This is a genomic window from Phycisphaeraceae bacterium, from assembly GCA_019636735.1.
In the GTDB taxonomy this organism is placed as follows: Bacteria; Planctomycetota; Phycisphaerae; order Phycisphaerales; family SM1A02; genus VGXK01.
Map to the genome: position 1 here is coordinate 90,501 of JAHBWY010000008.1, position 14,452 is coordinate 104,952.

The window sequence follows — 14,452 nt, forward strand, 5'->3', positions numbered from 1 at the left end:
CGTTACCCTCCGCGAATGGAATCGGGTCGAGTGTCGCCGCTGTCAACGGGTGACGTCGCGCCCCGCTCTGCGCTCCAAGGTCGCCGCGGTCCGCAATCGTGGCTGCCGTTCGTCGTCCTCGCGATGTCGATGCTCGTGCCGTGGTTGGGCGCGTGGGACCATCCGCTGCACTCGCCGGATGAGGGTCGATATGGCGTCGTCAGCGCCGGCATGGCTGAGAGCGATGAGTGGCTGGTGCCTCACTTTCGCGGTGCGCCGCACCTGACGAAGCCGCCCCTCATCTACTGGCTCCAGGGAGGCGTCATCGAGGTGATCGGGCGAAGCGAGCTGGCCCTTCGCGTGCCCTCACTCGTGGCCGGATCACTCGCGTGCCTGGTGCTCTTTCTCTTCGTGCGTCGACTTCGCGGCGTGGAGATGGCGATGTTGGCCGTCGCCCTCTATGGCGTCATGCCGCTGCCGCTCTTCTTCGCAAGAGTCGCCACGATCGATGGTGTGCTGAATGCGCTCTGGCTCGGGGGGCTGGTCTGCGCGGCGCTCGCGATCGACGGTCGTCGTCGCGGTGCAGTGAGCGCCCTCGGCTGGCTCGGTGGGGCGTGGGCGTGCGTCGCGGTGGCCGCACTCGCCAAGGGACCGATCGCGCCCGCGCCGATGGTGATCGTGGGAACCTGGCTCCTGCTCGGACGGCGTTGGAGCGATCTCCGCTGGTTCCTGAAGCACGCGCTGTGGGCGGCGCCACTGGCGCTCGCACCCATCGGCGCGTGGGTCGCGGTCATCGCCCAGCGCTTTCCCGAGGCGTGGGAGGTATGGCGCGTGCAGTTCCTCGATCGCTTCGCCGTGGGATTGCCGCCGCAGCCGCTCTTGGCGGACGCAGGGCCGCAGGAGATTCTCCGCGAGGCTGAACCACGGGAGCGCTTCTGGTTCTATCTCCCGATCTTCCTCATGGGCATGCTGCCGGCGACCTGCGCGCTGACCTTGCCGTGGTTCAACCTGCGCCTTCGCGACGCGATGCGAGCGTTCACGGCAGGCGATCTTCGCGCGCTCATGCTGGTGGCCGTCATGGGACCGCTGCTCTTCTTCTCGGTTGCGTCGGGGAAGATGCCGGCCTACATCGTTCCGATTGGTGCACCGACGGCGGTCCTGGTGGCGGGCATGCTGCTGCGGGTGGCGCTGGGGCGGCGAGCGGCCGACGGCGGCCTCGGAGACGCTCCGCTCCGAATCGATCGCGAGCCCGACATCCGATTGACCTACGCACTCGCGCTGAGCTTCGGCTGGGTTGGCGGAACGGTCGCGGCCGCGATCATGGGAGGTTCCTCATGGGTGCTTGAGGCGGTGCCGTTCCTGGTCGTGCCCGCTGCGGCATGGCTCGCCGTGTGGTGGTGGCCCGTGGAGAGGGGGCGTCGCGGTGCGGCGCTCGCGCTCCAGTGGCTGGCGATGGTCACGGTGATTCTTCTCATGCAGCGACTGGAGACGCGAGCGCTCGTGCAGCGCGACATGGGCGCACGGGCGATGATGGAGCGAGTCCGGGTGGCGACCGGAAGCACGCGGCCGCAGATGATCGTCTATGGGTTCAGGAACCCCACCATCGACTACTACTCGGAGTCGGTGCCGCAGATGATCTGGAGCGTGAGCGATCTTCGCGGACTCTGGCCGCGCCTCGAGCCGGACCATGCGATCCTGATCTTGAAGAAGACCTGGCTGTGGATCGAGCGCGAGTACCCGCTGCTCGCCAAGTCACTCGTGCCGCTCGTGCCCGAAGGCGACGGCGACGCGAATGAGCGCAGCGCATCGGTCTGGAACCGCTGGCCCGGGCGACCGACCATGCTCCTTCGCATGATTCACCCGCCGGGCGAGGACGAGTGGCGTGATGCGGCAACGATTTCACCCGAGCCGTCGGAGTGAGTGGCGGCGCGTCGACGCCCGCGCGACCCGTGGGTGGATGACCCCAATTCGCGAAACTCAGACGCCGACCCCGCAGATGGCGGCTGCGCGTGCCGCGATTGCCGTGTGATCGAGCCCGCACATGCGAAGGACTCCATCTTCATCGCGGGCGCTCTTCGGAATCCGGTCGACGAACATCTGCGCCAGCGTGAAGCCGTCACCGGACTCGGTCAGAGCATCGGCCAGAGCGCTGCCGAGACCACCGGCGTAGTTGTCCTCGACCGTGAGAATGTTGCCGCCGTTGTCGTTGGCCAGATCGAGCATCGCCTCCTGATCAAAGGGAATGCTGTAGAGGTCGACGAGCGTCGCATCGATGCCCTGCTTGTCGAGCAGGTCGATCGCCTTGTTGCACTCATGCACCATGAAGCCGGCGGTGACAATGAGGAGATCGCGTCCCTTGGTGAGCACCTCGAACTTGCCTAGGTTGAAGACGGTCTTGTCGTCGTAGATGAACTCGACATCGGGTCTCGCGGTGCGCATGTAGCAGCACCCCTCATGGTCGGCCATGGCGAGCGTGAGGCCGTAGGCAGCGAACGCGTCGGCAGGTTGAAGCAGGTAGAAGCCCGGATTGCCGCGATGGTCCCGCACGCGAGTGAAGGCGCGGAACCAGGAGACATCGGGAAGAGACATCTGGCTCGGCCCGTCGGCGGCGAGCGAGATGCCCGAGTGACTGCCGAGGATCTTCAGATTGGCGCCGGAGTTGAGCGCCATCTCCACCTGGTCGTACGCGCGAGTCACGAATTTGCTGAAGGTGGCGCAGAATGGAATCTTGCCGGCGGCGCTGAGCCCGCACGCGGCGCTGATCATGTTCTGCTCGGCGATCCGACATTCGACGAAGCGATCGGAGAGCTCCTTGTCGAGCGCGAACCACTCGGTGAAGGTGCTGTTACGGACATCGGCGTCGAGCACCATCACGCGCGGATGGGTGTGGCCGAGCGCCCGCAGCGCCAGTCCGGCGGCCTTTCGCGTGGCGAATCGACCGGTCGCGAGTGTCGAGGCCATGTCGTAGTTCTTCATGGCCTGCGAGAAGCTTGGTGGATCGCGAGGTTCCGCGGGCTCCGTCCATGTCCCGGTCGGCGGGAAGATGCGCAGCGTGTCATCCGACGCGAGCGCCGAGGTGAGGCGCACGCCGGTCGCGTCGAGTTCTTCGAGCGCCTTGGTCAACTTGGCTCCGGTCGCGGGCTTGCCGTGCCACCCGCCACCTTGCATGCTCGGAGCGCCCCAACCCTTCACCGTGACGGCGACGATCGCCATCGGCGCCGAGGTCTTCGGCCGCTTGGTGAATTCTTCGCACCCGGCGCGGAGGGCCGCGGGGTCATGGCCGTCGACCTGTCGCACATGGAAGCCGAACGCCTCGAGCTTCTTCGCGAGCGTGGCCGGTGATTGCTGCGGCGAGACCTTGTCGCTCTGGCCGTAGGCATTGCAGTTGAAGATGGGCAGCACCTGCGTGAGTCGGTGGTCAACAATGAAGTCGGCCGCCTCCCAGACCTGACCCTCGCGAGACTCGCCGTCGCCGATGATGCAGTAGATGCGACGGTCGATCTCGTCGTGCCGTGCGGCGAGCGCAAGGCCAGCGGCGATCGAGAGTCCCATGCCGAGCGATCCGGTTGCGGCGTCGAAGAAGGGAAAGCCCTCGGCCGGATTCGGATGGCCATCGACAGGGCTCTCGGCCTTGCGCAGGTTCATCGCGTCGTCGCGCGTCATGGGGCGCCGCGAGGCGGGATCCTTGCCGATCAGTACGCCGAGGTCGGCGCAGGCGGCGTAGATGATCGGACAAGCGTGTCCCTCGGAGAGCACGAGTCGATCGGAGAGCGGATGCTCGGGCGCATCCGGTGTCCAGCGCATCGCGTGGTACATGAGGACGGTGGTGATGTGGCCGAGGCTGAGGGCCGTCGTGGGGTGACCACTGCCGGCGGCAGCACACATTTCGAGGGCCATCTTGTCGAGCTGGATGGCCTTGGCATGGACAGCGGCATCAAAGGACACGGATCACCTCGGTGGGGTCATGGGCGAGCATCCGGCGAGCGCGCTGCTCAGCGGGAAGACTGGGCAGTATGGCGGAATGAGTCGATGGGGGCAATTCGCGGAAATCTGGGCTTGTGGCGGGGCGCGCCTGGCCCGCGGCTGACATGAGCCGATCGTGTCGAACCTATCCTGCTCGTTGGATCACGATGAATTCCCGCCCGCGATCAAGCTCGGATGGACCGCAGATGCCGCTCGACGGTGATCGTCGTGGAGAGGGTGTGGACCCCGACCGGCGTCCGGTGGTGGGCATCACGATGGGGGACCCCGCCGGGATCGGTGCGGAAGTGCTCGTGAAGGCCTTGGCCGACCTTCGATTGCAGCAGCGCGCGAGGTTCGTGATATACGGGCAGAACGAGGTGCTCCTCGAAGCGGCCGAGCGAGCGGGGATTCACCCGTTCTGGATGAGAGTCGCGGCGGCCAGTGAGCGGGCGGCGCAGGGGGTTCTCGTGGAGCCGGTGGTCTATGACTACGACGCGCCGACACTGACCCGAGGACCCGATGGAGTGGCCGCAAGGTCGAAGGTTCACGGGCAGTCGGGCGACGGCGACACTTCTCGCAGCGCTGGTGATCGGAGCGACGCAGGCTTGCGCGGCGGAAGTGGTCGGGGCGGCGCAGGTGGAGTGGGGTCGGGCGGTGCATCGCACACCACGCTTGGCGCGCCGGGAGCGCCTCAGGCGCCGGGAGGGGACGGAGCATCAGGAGCGCCCGGCGCGAGCGGAGCGCCGGGAGCGAGCGGAGCGCCGGGAGCGAGCGGAGCGCCAAGAGCGCCCGGCGCGAGAGGCGAAACGGGAGCGCCTGGAGCGGGGCGTGGGAGTTCGCGAGCCGTGCCCGGTGGCGCGCTCGGCGATGTGCTCGGCGGCGCCCCCCGCACAAGTGACGGCAGTTCAGTGGGTGGTTTCAATGGTCCCGGCTTCGATGACACCGGCGGCGCTTCGTCAGGCAGCGGAGTTGGGCTCTCAGGCCTGCTGCAACGACATGCACCTTCCGCTTTCGGTGGCGTGCTGTCCAAGGCCTTTGTTCAGGATGCGATCACCGACGCGCTGCGCCCCCAAGGTGAACGGCGGCGGATTGATGCCATCGTGACCGGTCCGATCAGCAAGGAGAGCTGGGCGATGTGCGGATTCCGGTGGCCGGGTCACACGGAGTTGCTCGCGGCGCGCAGTCGTGCGAGGCGTCACCTGATGCTCTTCTGGAGCCGGAAGCTCTGCGTGGCCCTGGCGACCGGCCACATCGGTCTCGCTGAAGTGGGCGATCATCTGACGATCGGGCGTGTCTTCGATCCCATTGAGATGGGCCATGACTTCCTGCGGAGGCTCGGCGTCAAGCAGCCTCGAATCGCCGTGTGCGGCGTCAATCCACACGCCGGTGAACATGGACTGTTCGGCAATGACGAAGAGCGCGTGATTCGGCCTGCAATCGAACTGGCGCGGCGGCAGGGAATCAATGTCCACGGGCCGTTCCCGGGAGACACCATCTTCATCGCCGCGCTGCGCGGGGAGTGGGATCTTGTCGTGGCGATGTATCACGATCAGGGTCTCATTCCGCTCAAGCTGGTGGCGCGGGATGAAGCGGTCAACTGCACGGTGGGACTCCCATTCGTCCGAACCAGCCCGGACCATGGAACGGCGTTCGACATCGCCGGTCGGAACACGGCGGATCCGGGAAGCATGCGCTCGGCCATCGAACTCGCGATCCGCCTTGCGACATCCGGGGCCGAGTGACGCGAGGTCGGGGCCGCTCCGCGCCGTACCGCGGGACTGCCGTCTGCTGATGCGGCTGCGGCGGTTGTGGCCGACGAGAGAGCGCAAGCCCATCGGCGACACGCGACGGCTCAACTCAGCGACCCGGCGCCGTCGCAAGAATCCGCTCCCGCCGTCATGATCGACGGGAGCGGATCCCGAGGAGAGAAGGTCGTTCTCCGGCTCATCGGATTCTCATCTCTCGGGACCGCGGCTCCCGAGGACCTGACGCTCCACCGTCCGAAGGCCACCGTCCACCACCACTGTCCACTGTTCGTCGTCCGCCGGTCGTCCCGAAAGAGCCGCGACGGCGCTCCCCGCGTGCGCCGCCGCGGCATCGATCCCGCCGCGCCATGCGGCTGATGCGCGTGTGTGGTGCGGGCTCGCAGGCGAGCGCTCGCGCATCGGATCGAGTTCCAAACCCCACCAGCGCGTGCCCCCTGATGACGCGTGATGGCTCGTTGTGCCCCGAAGGACCTCACTCCCTTCGTCGTCGTCCACAAAGACCGGCACAGCCCAAGAGCGCCAGCGCCGCAGGTGCGGGAATCGCGGTTGCCTCGATGCGGACATTGTCAACGCGGAAGTTGCCCTGCGCGCTCGTGGCGCCATCCAGCCGAAGCCGCAGAGAGGCCACGCCGTCGTTGAGGAACCCAAGACCGGAGAGGTCGAAGCTGGCGGTGGTCCAGACACTCCCAACGAGGGAGAAGCTTCCAACCGACTGCCAGTCTGCACCATTCCACGCCTCGATGACGCTGAGCATGTGTCCGGTCGCAGTCGCGCGCACGGCCATCGAAAGACTCAACCCCTCGTAGCCCGCAGAAGAAGTGGTGAACACCGCGGACTTGCCATTCAGGCTTGTGCCCGTGAAACCGAGCCCCTCGCCCGCAGGGTCACTGCCCCACGCATTCAGGCTCGAGCCAGGCTGCCACGCAAGTCCCGTCGTGAAGTCCGAAAGATCGAGCGACCCCGAACCATGCTGCGCGCTAATCGATGCGCCCACCGGCGCGTCAAGGCCATTGAAGTTCCATCCTGCAAGAAGATCCGCTGCGGCGCTTCCGGCCACCCCGCCGCCCGTCAGCGCGGCGATCACCGCGCACCCCGAAACAAAGCCCCGTTTCATCGTTCGTCCTTTCTCAAGTGATTGGGCCCCAGCGGCCCCTCGCTCGAATCAACTCCGATTCGAGGCGGGCAATCTAGAGGCTGTCACACACGCCTCGTCAATCCCATCCACTTTTTCCTGAGCCGCTTCGTCGGACTACGATCAATCTTCGATGGGCTCGTCAAGGCTCCTCTGCGCACTCGTGAGTGTCACCGCGTCCTGGGCATCGGTGCCATGGGCGACATCGTCGACTTCGTCGACACCGACATCAATGGAGCTCTCAAGGCCAGTGGCATCAGCGGCTTCATCGCCCGAATCGGCGGCATCGCCATGGTCGACTCCATCGCCATCAACCTCGACTTCATCATCAACCGCGACATCGCCATCCTCGCCATCATGGGCGTCTTCTTCACAATCGTCGACTTCGCCATCACCGGCTTCATGGGTCTCCCAGGTCGCGGCAGCGCCGCCCGGCGTCACAACTCCCGATACTCCGCCAGCGACTCGTCCAACTGCGCCGCCGCGGCCTGCATCGCTCATCTCCTGGAGCGCGGAGCGACCGCTCAAGTGGAGTGACTTTCAGGGGCCCGTGCCATCGAGCAACGAAGACGCCGACAGCTCGAGTGCCGAAGGCTCGCACGAGAGCGGCTGCCACCACGCAGCCATGACGGCGTGCACGCTCCAGATCCACTACTCCGATCGAGCCACCTCTGAGCAGCGCACTCGCGGTGGTTGGTGGACCTGCACCGTGCAACTTGCATCGGTCCGAACGGAAGCGCTCTTCGATCCGTCGAAGTCATGGGTCAAGGCAGATCTGAAGAGTGACGCTCTCCTCGCGCACGAGCAGATTCACTTCGATCTCGTGCACATCCAGGCCCGCCGGGCCGCGGCGCGGATTTCGCGCGAACTGGGTGCCAAGGCCTTCACGGCTGAAGCGGCCACGGAGCGCGAAGCGCGCGACCTCGCCCGAGCCAGGTGGATCGAGGAGATCGAGCGCCTCGTGGCGGAGGAGCGCGCGGAACTCAACGAGCGAAATCGGCTCTACGACGCCGAGACGGAGCACGGCACTCGGGCCGTGGAGCAGCAGCGCTGGGCGCGCCTGGTTGAACGGGAGCTGCGGGAACTCGGCATCCGCCGACCCGCGGCACGGTGAGGCGGCGCAGCCGAGCCGCCTACGCCTTCGGCCCCTCGGGCGGCGCAATGAAGACATCCTTCACGGGCATCTTCGCAAAGAGTGACGCAGGCTTGCCGAAGTTCGTCGCCAGCACATCGGCGGGATTCGCCGCGATCCACTGGGAGAGATCCACGGTCGCGTAGATGCCGGTGTTGAAGCCGATGAGAAGTCGCGCCGGGGTCGACCCGACATTCTCGATCGAATGGCCGTAACCCTGCGGGATGTACCCGACATCGCCCGCCTCGAGCCGCTCCACGCGATAGCGCCCATGTGAACCGAAGAGCGTCACGCTCACGGAGCCCTCGACGACATAGTGCCACTCATCGGAAGTGGGGTGCCAATGCAGTTCGCGCAGGGCGCCGGGCTCAAGGTCGAGCACCACGCCGGTCATCGTGCGCGAGATGGGGAAGTTCGTGCTGTCCACGCGCCACTCGCGTCCTCCATGAAAGACCCGGTGCGGCGGCTGTGCAAGCAGGCGATACCGATGAGTGAGCGGTGGTCGCGAGGCGCCCTGCAGCGCGGGCTTCGCAGGTTCGGGCGGCACCTCGCCAAAGGCAAAGTACGCCTCCTCCTTCGGAAACTCCTTGAAGGTCGAGGCGGCGACACCGAGGTTCTTCGCCAGAAGCTCAGGTGAAACATGACCGAGCCAATCGGTGATGCTGAATGTTCCAAACTCTGAGAAGTAGCCGTTATCGAAGATGAGGATGAATCGACACGGTTCCGTCCCGAGGCACTGGAGCATGTGCGGATGACCGCGCGGGAAGTACCAGACATCACCTGGATCGAAGTCGTTCGTCTCGGCGTTGCCGTCGGGATCGACCACCGTCGTGCGCACGCGGCCCGAGAGAACGAACGCCCACTCGGCGGCCGTTGCGTGCCAGTGCAGCTCGCGGATGCCGCCCGGCTCGATCCTCATCGAGACGCCGGCGAGCCCCTTGGAGATAGGCAACTGCGTGACCGTGGCTTCCTTGCCGTAGCTCGATCGCATCACCTTGCCGGCTGAGGCGTCGAGGCGGAACTTGAAGCTCGGCAGCTCGCTCCCTGAAAGCAGGGGATCCGGCGTGTTGTTCTGAAAGCTCGAGTCGCCGGAGAACGCCGGTGCCCAGGGGGTCGGGGGTGACATCGAGTGTGTCCTTTCTCGCTCGCGCGGAAGGGCGATCAGGCGCCGGCCACCACGCCCAAGATGGTGCTGACGAGCTGATGCACGCCGCGCGGGTCGATCAGCCAGAGCCAGTCGTCGAAGAGGAACTCAAATCGCTTGGCCAGCAGCGTGACACGGCCCATCACGGTGAATCCGAACACGGCGCCGAAGGTGATCATCAGGAACCACACGCCCACGCGCGCCACGCGCCCGGCGGCGCCCTTCTGCTCCATCGAGAAGAAGAAGTAGAAGAGCGTGCAGACCGTGCCGATGAGCAGCAGGGAGTTCTGGAGCGACGCGAGGAAACTTTGCCAGATCATCTCTCCGGTGCCCAGCGGCTGACCGGGAACGAGTTCCTTCACCACGACCAGCGGTGACTGCGCGGTGGCCGCCCGAAGCTGCCCGAGCAGATCGCTGTCGATGAAGGTGAAGAGCTTCAAACCCGCGAAGGTGCCGATGATGAAGGCGAGCGGCCAGACACCCATCCAGCGCACCTTCGGCACGAGCTGCATGAGCAGCATGACGCCCAGCACCAGCGCGGCCGCCATCGCCAGGCGATCCGCAAGGCTTGGATCCCGCAGGGTCGGCTGCACCACTTCGCGCACAACCCACGGCACGAGGGCGCCGAAGAGCTTCGGAACGAGCACATCCCAGAAGCCGACCACCATGTAGTACGCGGCGCTGGCGCCGACGACCACGCTCTCGGTGAACTTGTAGAACGGGTTGTCGCGATAGAGGAATGAGAACGCCGCGAGTGTGAAGAGCGCCGCCAGCCAGAGGCCGATGGTGCGCGGCCAACTCAGTCGACTTTCAGGCTCCCGCCCACCGGTTCGTAGGGCTTCCGCGCGCGCCTCGAACACCTCGGTGGCCTTGATCTCGCGCCACGAGGTCCAGCCGATGATCTTCGCGCCACTCTGATCCGTCTCCTGCCAGACTCCGCGCCGGTCGATTGCGCCTGCCGGCGGCGTGACGGGATTCCAGGTCGCGCGCGGTGGGCGGTCGCCCTGATCGGCCCATGGAATCGGATCGGCGGGAACTTCTTCAAACGCCTGCACCTTCGGCTCGACATAGATCCGACCCATCCGGCCGGCAAGTGCTCGGAAGGAGATGAACCCCACGAAGAGCAGTCCGATGAGCGCCCAGATGATCGTCTGACGACTCACGCGCCACCTCCGCGCCGACGGCTGGTGAAGTAGATGACATTCCCCAGGATGATGAGCGACACCATCAGCACATGGGCGACAAGCTGCGGGCCCATCCGGCGCACCGCTTCCTGGTACTTCGGTGGAATCGGAGCGCCGGGGTTCAGCTTCTCGACCTTGTCGTTCACGAGCGTCTCGTACTCCGCGGCGCCCTTGATGGCGCCAATCAGGCCATCAAGCTGGCCGGGGTAGTAGGGGAAGAGTTGCGGCGTCTGCACGCCGGTGCAGCCGACCACGGCCTTCAGCGGCGTGGCGCTCCCGCGCTCGGGAGTCACGACATACTGCACCCACTCCTTGCCGCCGGGATAGCCCGCGCTGACGGCGATCAGGCACGCGAAGTCGCGCGTCGTGCGGATGCCCGACATCATCGGAATCTGAGTGACGCTGATGCCGCGGACATCACGCGGGAAGGTCCGTAGGAAGTCCGACTTCGCCTGCTGCATGACGGCTTCATTGCCCGCCTGGAAGCCGAGGTTGACCCAATCCACCCCTTCCACGAGATGGGGGAAGTCCTCCTTCAGCACCTCGCGAATCTTGTCGGCGATCATCTGCGGTCCAAAGGGCCACAGGGTGATGAAGTACATCGAGTAGCCGCGCAGCGCGCAGTGCCGGACGAGCGAGGTCGCCATCGGCCCGAGCTCCGGCTCGCTCGCGGGATCGAAGTCGAAGGAGAGCAGGACTCGCGAACCATCGGGGAGATTGTTGATGGTGTTGAACGCGCGTTCCGCAACGGCCGTGGGCTTCTCGGGGAAGCGCGCCTCGAAGAGGATCGGCAGCGCCACGGCGAGGCCCATGGCCAGGAAAATCCACCGTCGATCAAGAGTCTGGAGGAATCGCAGCATCGCTTACTCTCCAGCCCCCAGATAGGAGCGATCGATCCCGAGCAGGATGCGAAGGCTGGTTGCGGCGACGCCCAGCGCGATGCCGATCATGATGGCGCGATTGCCCGCCGTGTTGAAGACCTGCATGATGTAGAGCGAGAGGTTCTCAAGCTTGAGGCCCTCGATGGCCGGCGGGAACCAGCCAGTCAGATACGCCGAGGCGGCGGTTCGACCCAGCAGGATGATGAAGGCGGTGCCCAGCAGGAGGCCTGCTTCAAGGTTCTTCGCGCGGAAGGCTCGGAACGCGGCGCTCGCCACGAAGAAGGCGAGCAGTGAGAAGAGCGCCGCGGTGATCGGCGCGATGAGGTACTCGTAGATCCACCAGATCGCGCCACCCGGCTCGCTGTAGCTGCCCGAGAAGGGCAGGTCAGGGGTGAGCGGCGCGGGCGCGACACCGACCTTCAGAAACCCCACCGCCAGCGTGGCGGCGAAACAGAGCAGCGTCACCACCGAGTAGCCCCAGCCGGGTCGCTTCGCCGAGACCTTCGTGAGATGAACCTTGGCGATGCTCGCGGCCCCAAGCACGAAGGCGACCGCCGCCAGCACATTGAACATCTCCGTCACGAGATCGCCGAACCCGAGCACCCTGGGGATGAAGTTCGACGCGATCACCGTGAATCCGGCGATGGCGGCAATCCAGAGTGGAAGAAGGCGTCTCACGAGTCGGTTCAGTTCAACTGGTCAGGATCGTGCGGATGAAGCTGGACACGGCGCTCCATGGGCCCGCAGGGAGCACTGCGGCAAGTGCGAGGCTGCCCGCGCCGATCAGAATGACGAGGATGGCGACGGCCTTGCCCACATCCTGGCCCTTGATGCTGCCGATCTGGTCGGGCTCGCCGGAGAGGTAGGCGCTCGCCGCGAAGAACTCCTCGCCGATCAGCGTGTAGTCGCAGGCCGCGACGAAGAAGGGCAACTGTGAACTCTCCGCCGTTCCGGCAATCTGAATCGCGCCGATCGAGTTGCCCGTTTCGGCAAGAATCAGGCTCTCGGCGAAGAAGCAGCCCATGTAGAAACAGGCGGCAGGCTTCTCGCGCACCATCCGACCGCCGACATAGGCGACAAAGCCGAACTGCTCGTCGGTGATGTAGTTGATGACATCAGGGTTGTAGCTCTCGGAGCGACCCGCCTGCATGTAGCTCGCCTGCACGGCTTCGCGCGACGCCTGCATGGTGAGCGATCGAGCCGTCGGCACCTCGATGGCGGCGTCATACTCGGCCACGGTCTTTGCCACGCGCGAGAGCACTGTGATGCCGGCGATGGTCTGGACATTGTCCATGTCCTGAATGCCGGGAATGAAGAGCACCGATCGGCCCATCTCCGTGGCACGGCCGACGGCTTCGTCGACCGCCTCAAGCGCCGCAATGCGCCTGATGCGCATCGGGCGACCTGCACGAGCCATGAGGATGAACGCGATGACGGACCCGCCGACGAGGACGATCCATGCCAGGAGGTACGCTCGCTGGCCGAAGAAGAGCCCCGGCCGTGGGCGCATGGGCGCGGTGGCCGAGGGCAGCTCCCCCACGATGCGATCGGGTGCCGTCGCCACGACCATGAATCGATAGTTCTGGTCCGATTCAAGTCCGTCCACCATGAAACGATGTTCGGCGCCAGGCTCGGTGGCAGGCACCACGCTCACCACCAGTGCGGCTTCGGGAGGAGGCTCGCCGTCGGCCGGGGTCGGAACCTTCCGATGGGCTTCGATTGCCGCCTGCGTTCTCGCCTCCTCCGGCGCGACGCCCTCGCTGGCCAGCCGCGCATACGCGTGCTCGTACACAAGTCGACGCTGCTCGAGTCGCGCCGCCTTCGCCTCGCTGCGCGAGAGTGAGCGGCTGATGATGAAGGCCTGCACCTGATGCCGAGCAGTGGCCGAGTCCACCCACTTCAGTTCGACCTCGCCGCCCCGGCCCAGGAGGGGCACCTTCGCGGTCACATCGCGCGGCTGCGGCGTTGTTGGCGGCACCTGTGCCGCAGCGCTCGCGAGCGACGCGGTCACCATCAGCATGCCCATGGCCATGCATGCCGTGCCCAGCCACGGTGGACGCCAGCGTGTCATGCGTTCTGGCCGCTCCCTGTCATCCCTCGATGAGCTCCACATTGGCGCGGGGAACGGTGATGCGACCTGCGTTCTCCACCGCCACCTCGAGCACGCGAGCCTTTGACCCGGAACCGAGGACCGCGGGCTGCTCAGGGAGCGCCGCGACGGTGCCGATCACGCCGAAGTGCGGATCTCGGATCACGCGGACAAGCGTACCGACTTCAAGCACGCCTGACTCATGCCCTGAGTCCTTGGCTGCCTCAAGCCCGGAGAGCTTTGACGGGTCCAATCCATCAAGCGGCACCACGAGCTCCGGTCGCATGACGCCCGCGCGGATCTGCGTGGCGCCGTTGACGCTGGCCGGTCGACCGGCATGAGCCGCCAGAAGGGCGAAGGTGCGACGCGCCATTGAGATCTCGCCGAAGCCCTCGGTGATGACGACCGTCAGTCCCGTCTTCTCGCTTCCCGTGATGGCGACGCCGAGGTCATACCCAAGAAAGTCGCGAAGGTCCTGGTCATCCATACCGCCGCTCACAACCGCCGCCGCGCCGACATCGCGGGCGCGCCGCACCGCCGTCGCGGTCATGCGGGCTCCACCAACGATCACGGCCCCCTTCATGGCCGGGGTGATCAGGTCCTCGTGCAGCTCCTCGTCGCGCGACTTGCATGCGAGGGCGATGGTGCCAAAGGTCTCGCCTCCGACGCCGAAAATGCCCTGCACCAGAGAGGCATCGTTCTCGATGACCACACCCTCGGCGGGAAGCACTTCGACAACTTGGCCCGGCATGTAGGCGAGCACGCGAATGGGCAGCTTCTCGCCCCGGATGATGGCCATGCCGCTCGAATCGCTGACGCTCTCGAGCACGCCGGTCGCGGCCGCCTTCACCTCCACCTTGCCGAAGCCGAAGATGCCCTTCGAGCGCGCGATCGGTTCGTCCTTCGTGACCGCGGCCCCGACCGGCTTGAGCATGAGCGAAGGGAGTTCCTTCGGCGTGCAGCCGAGGAGCGAGGCGAGTTTCATCGGCGTCAGATCGCCTTCGGTGAAGGTCTCGGCGACGACGGTGTCCGCGCTCACGCGATCGCCCTGCTTCACGCGCACCTCGCCGGGCACCGGCAGCAGTCGTCGGGCGCGATGCCGGGTTCGCGCGGAGACCTTCAATCCTGGTGTGTAGGCCTTGGCCATAGATGACTTGGAGTGACTTGAGGTGAGTCGGGATG

Annotated in this window: 12 protein-coding genes; 4 read left to right on the top strand and 8 right to left on the bottom strand. The window is 66.0% G+C overall.

All coding sequences use genetic code 11. From position 1 onward, the window contains the following. Nucleotides 1-30 precede the first annotated feature (30 nt). Nucleotides 31-1,899: a glycosyltransferase family 39 protein gene (locus tag KF724_11785; GenBank protein MBX3356365.1), complete on the top strand. Its 1,869-nt coding sequence runs from the start codon at nt 31-33 to the stop codon at nt 1,897-1,899. 57 nt (nt 1,900-1,956) lie between these two features. Here KF724_11785 and KF724_11790 read toward each other — a convergent pair whose 3' ends face one another. Then, complete coding sequence (locus KF724_11790; GenBank protein ID MBX3356366.1) at nt 1,957-3,924, bottom strand: transketolase; 1,968 nt, start codon at nt 3,922-3,924, stop codon at nt 1,957-1,959. A gap of 224 nt (nt 3,925-4,148) precedes the next feature. Between KF724_11790 and pdxA the strand changes: the two genes are divergently transcribed. Next, entirely contained in the window at nt 4,149-5,684 is a 1,536-nt protein-coding gene (gene pdxA / locus KF724_11795) for a 4-hydroxythreonine-4-phosphate dehydrogenase PdxA (protein MBX3356367.1), read from the top strand. A gap of 496 nt (nt 5,685-6,180) precedes the next feature. Here the strand turns inward: pdxA and KF724_11800 are convergent, their stop codons facing one another. Next, nucleotides 6,181-6,822, bottom strand: a complete 642-nt coding sequence (locus KF724_11800) for a hypothetical protein (protein ID MBX3356368.1) — start codon at nt 6,820-6,822, stop codon at nt 6,181-6,183. A gap of 213 nt (nt 6,823-7,035) precedes the next feature. On the opposite strand from KF724_11800, the gene KF724_11805 reads away from it, so the two are divergent. Both KF724_11805 and KF724_11810 read left to right on the top strand, forming a co-directional pair. Next, a complete protein-coding gene (locus tag KF724_11805; GenBank protein ID MBX3356369.1) occupies nt 7,036-7,377 on the top strand; it encodes a hypothetical protein in 342 nt (113 codons plus the stop codon). Between the two features lie 13 nt (nt 7,378-7,390). Next, nucleotides 7,391-7,954 (top strand): hypothetical protein, encoded by a 564-nt coding sequence (locus KF724_11810; GenBank protein ID MBX3356370.1) that lies wholly within the window; start codon nt 7,391-7,393, stop codon nt 7,952-7,954. Between the two features lie 19 nt (nt 7,955-7,973). On the opposite strand, the gene KF724_11815 is transcribed toward KF724_11810, so the two are convergent. From KF724_11815 to KF724_11840, 6 genes are read right to left on the bottom strand one after another with little or no spacing between them, the layout of a single operon-like run. Beyond that, complete coding sequence (locus KF724_11815) at nt 7,974-9,098, bottom strand: cupin domain-containing protein (protein MBX3356371.1); 1,125 nt, start codon at nt 9,096-9,098, stop codon at nt 7,974-7,976. A 35-nt stretch (nt 9,099-9,133) separates the two neighbouring features. After that, the gene (locus tag KF724_11820) at nt 9,134-10,279 is read right to left on the bottom strand and encodes a hypothetical protein (protein ID MBX3356372.1); all 1,146 of its coding nucleotides are present in this window, start codon (nt 10,277-10,279) and stop codon (nt 9,134-9,136) included. Next, nucleotides 10,276-11,160 (bottom strand): hypothetical protein, encoded by an 885-nt coding sequence (locus KF724_11825; protein MBX3356373.1) that lies wholly within the window; start codon nt 11,158-11,160, stop codon nt 10,276-10,278. The genes KF724_11820 and KF724_11825 overlap by 4 nt, the downstream gene beginning before the upstream one ends. Nucleotides 11,161-11,163: 3 nt before the next feature. Beyond that, nucleotides 11,164-11,859, bottom strand: a complete 696-nt coding sequence (locus tag KF724_11830; protein ID MBX3356374.1) for a hypothetical protein — start codon at nt 11,857-11,859, stop codon at nt 11,164-11,166. Between the two features lie 13 nt (nt 11,860-11,872). Continuing rightward, nucleotides 11,873-13,252, bottom strand: coding sequence for a hypothetical protein (locus tag KF724_11835; GenBank protein ID MBX3356375.1), 1,380 nt, complete (start codon nt 13,250-13,252; stop codon nt 11,873-11,875). 19 nt (nt 13,253-13,271) lie between these two features. Further along, the gene (locus KF724_11840; GenBank protein MBX3356376.1) at nt 13,272-14,417 is read right to left on the bottom strand and encodes a hypothetical protein; all 1,146 of its coding nucleotides are present in this window, start codon (nt 14,415-14,417) and stop codon (nt 13,272-13,274) included. Nucleotides 14,418-14,452 lie beyond the last annotated feature (35 nt).

Bases quoted from the DNA above. Each gene is read 5' to 3' on its own strand.
- KF724_11800 (MBX3356368.1), bottom strand. From the start codon at position 6,822: ATGAAACGGGGCTTTGTTTCGGGGTGCGCGGTGATCGCCGCGCTGACG.
- KF724_11840 (MBX3356376.1), bottom strand. From the start codon at position 14,417: ATGGCCAAGGCCTACACACCAGGATTGAAGGTCTCCGCGCGAACCCGG.
- pdxA (MBX3356367.1), top strand. From the start codon at position 4,149: ATGCCGCTCGACGGTGATCGTCGTGGAGAGGGTGTGGACCCCGACCGG.
- KF724_11825 (MBX3356373.1), bottom strand. From the start codon at position 11,160: ATGCTGCGATTCCTCCAGACTCTTGATCGACGGTGGATTTTCCTGGCC.
- KF724_11805 (MBX3356369.1), top strand. From the start codon at position 7,036: ATGGGCGACATCGTCGACTTCGTCGACACCGACATCAATGGAGCTCTC.
- KF724_11835 (MBX3356375.1), bottom strand. From the start codon at position 13,252: ATGACACGCTGGCGTCCACCGTGGCTGGGCACGGCATGCATGGCCATG.
- KF724_11815 (MBX3356371.1), bottom strand. From the start codon at position 9,098: ATGTCACCCCCGACCCCCTGGGCACCGGCGTTCTCCGGCGACTCGAGC.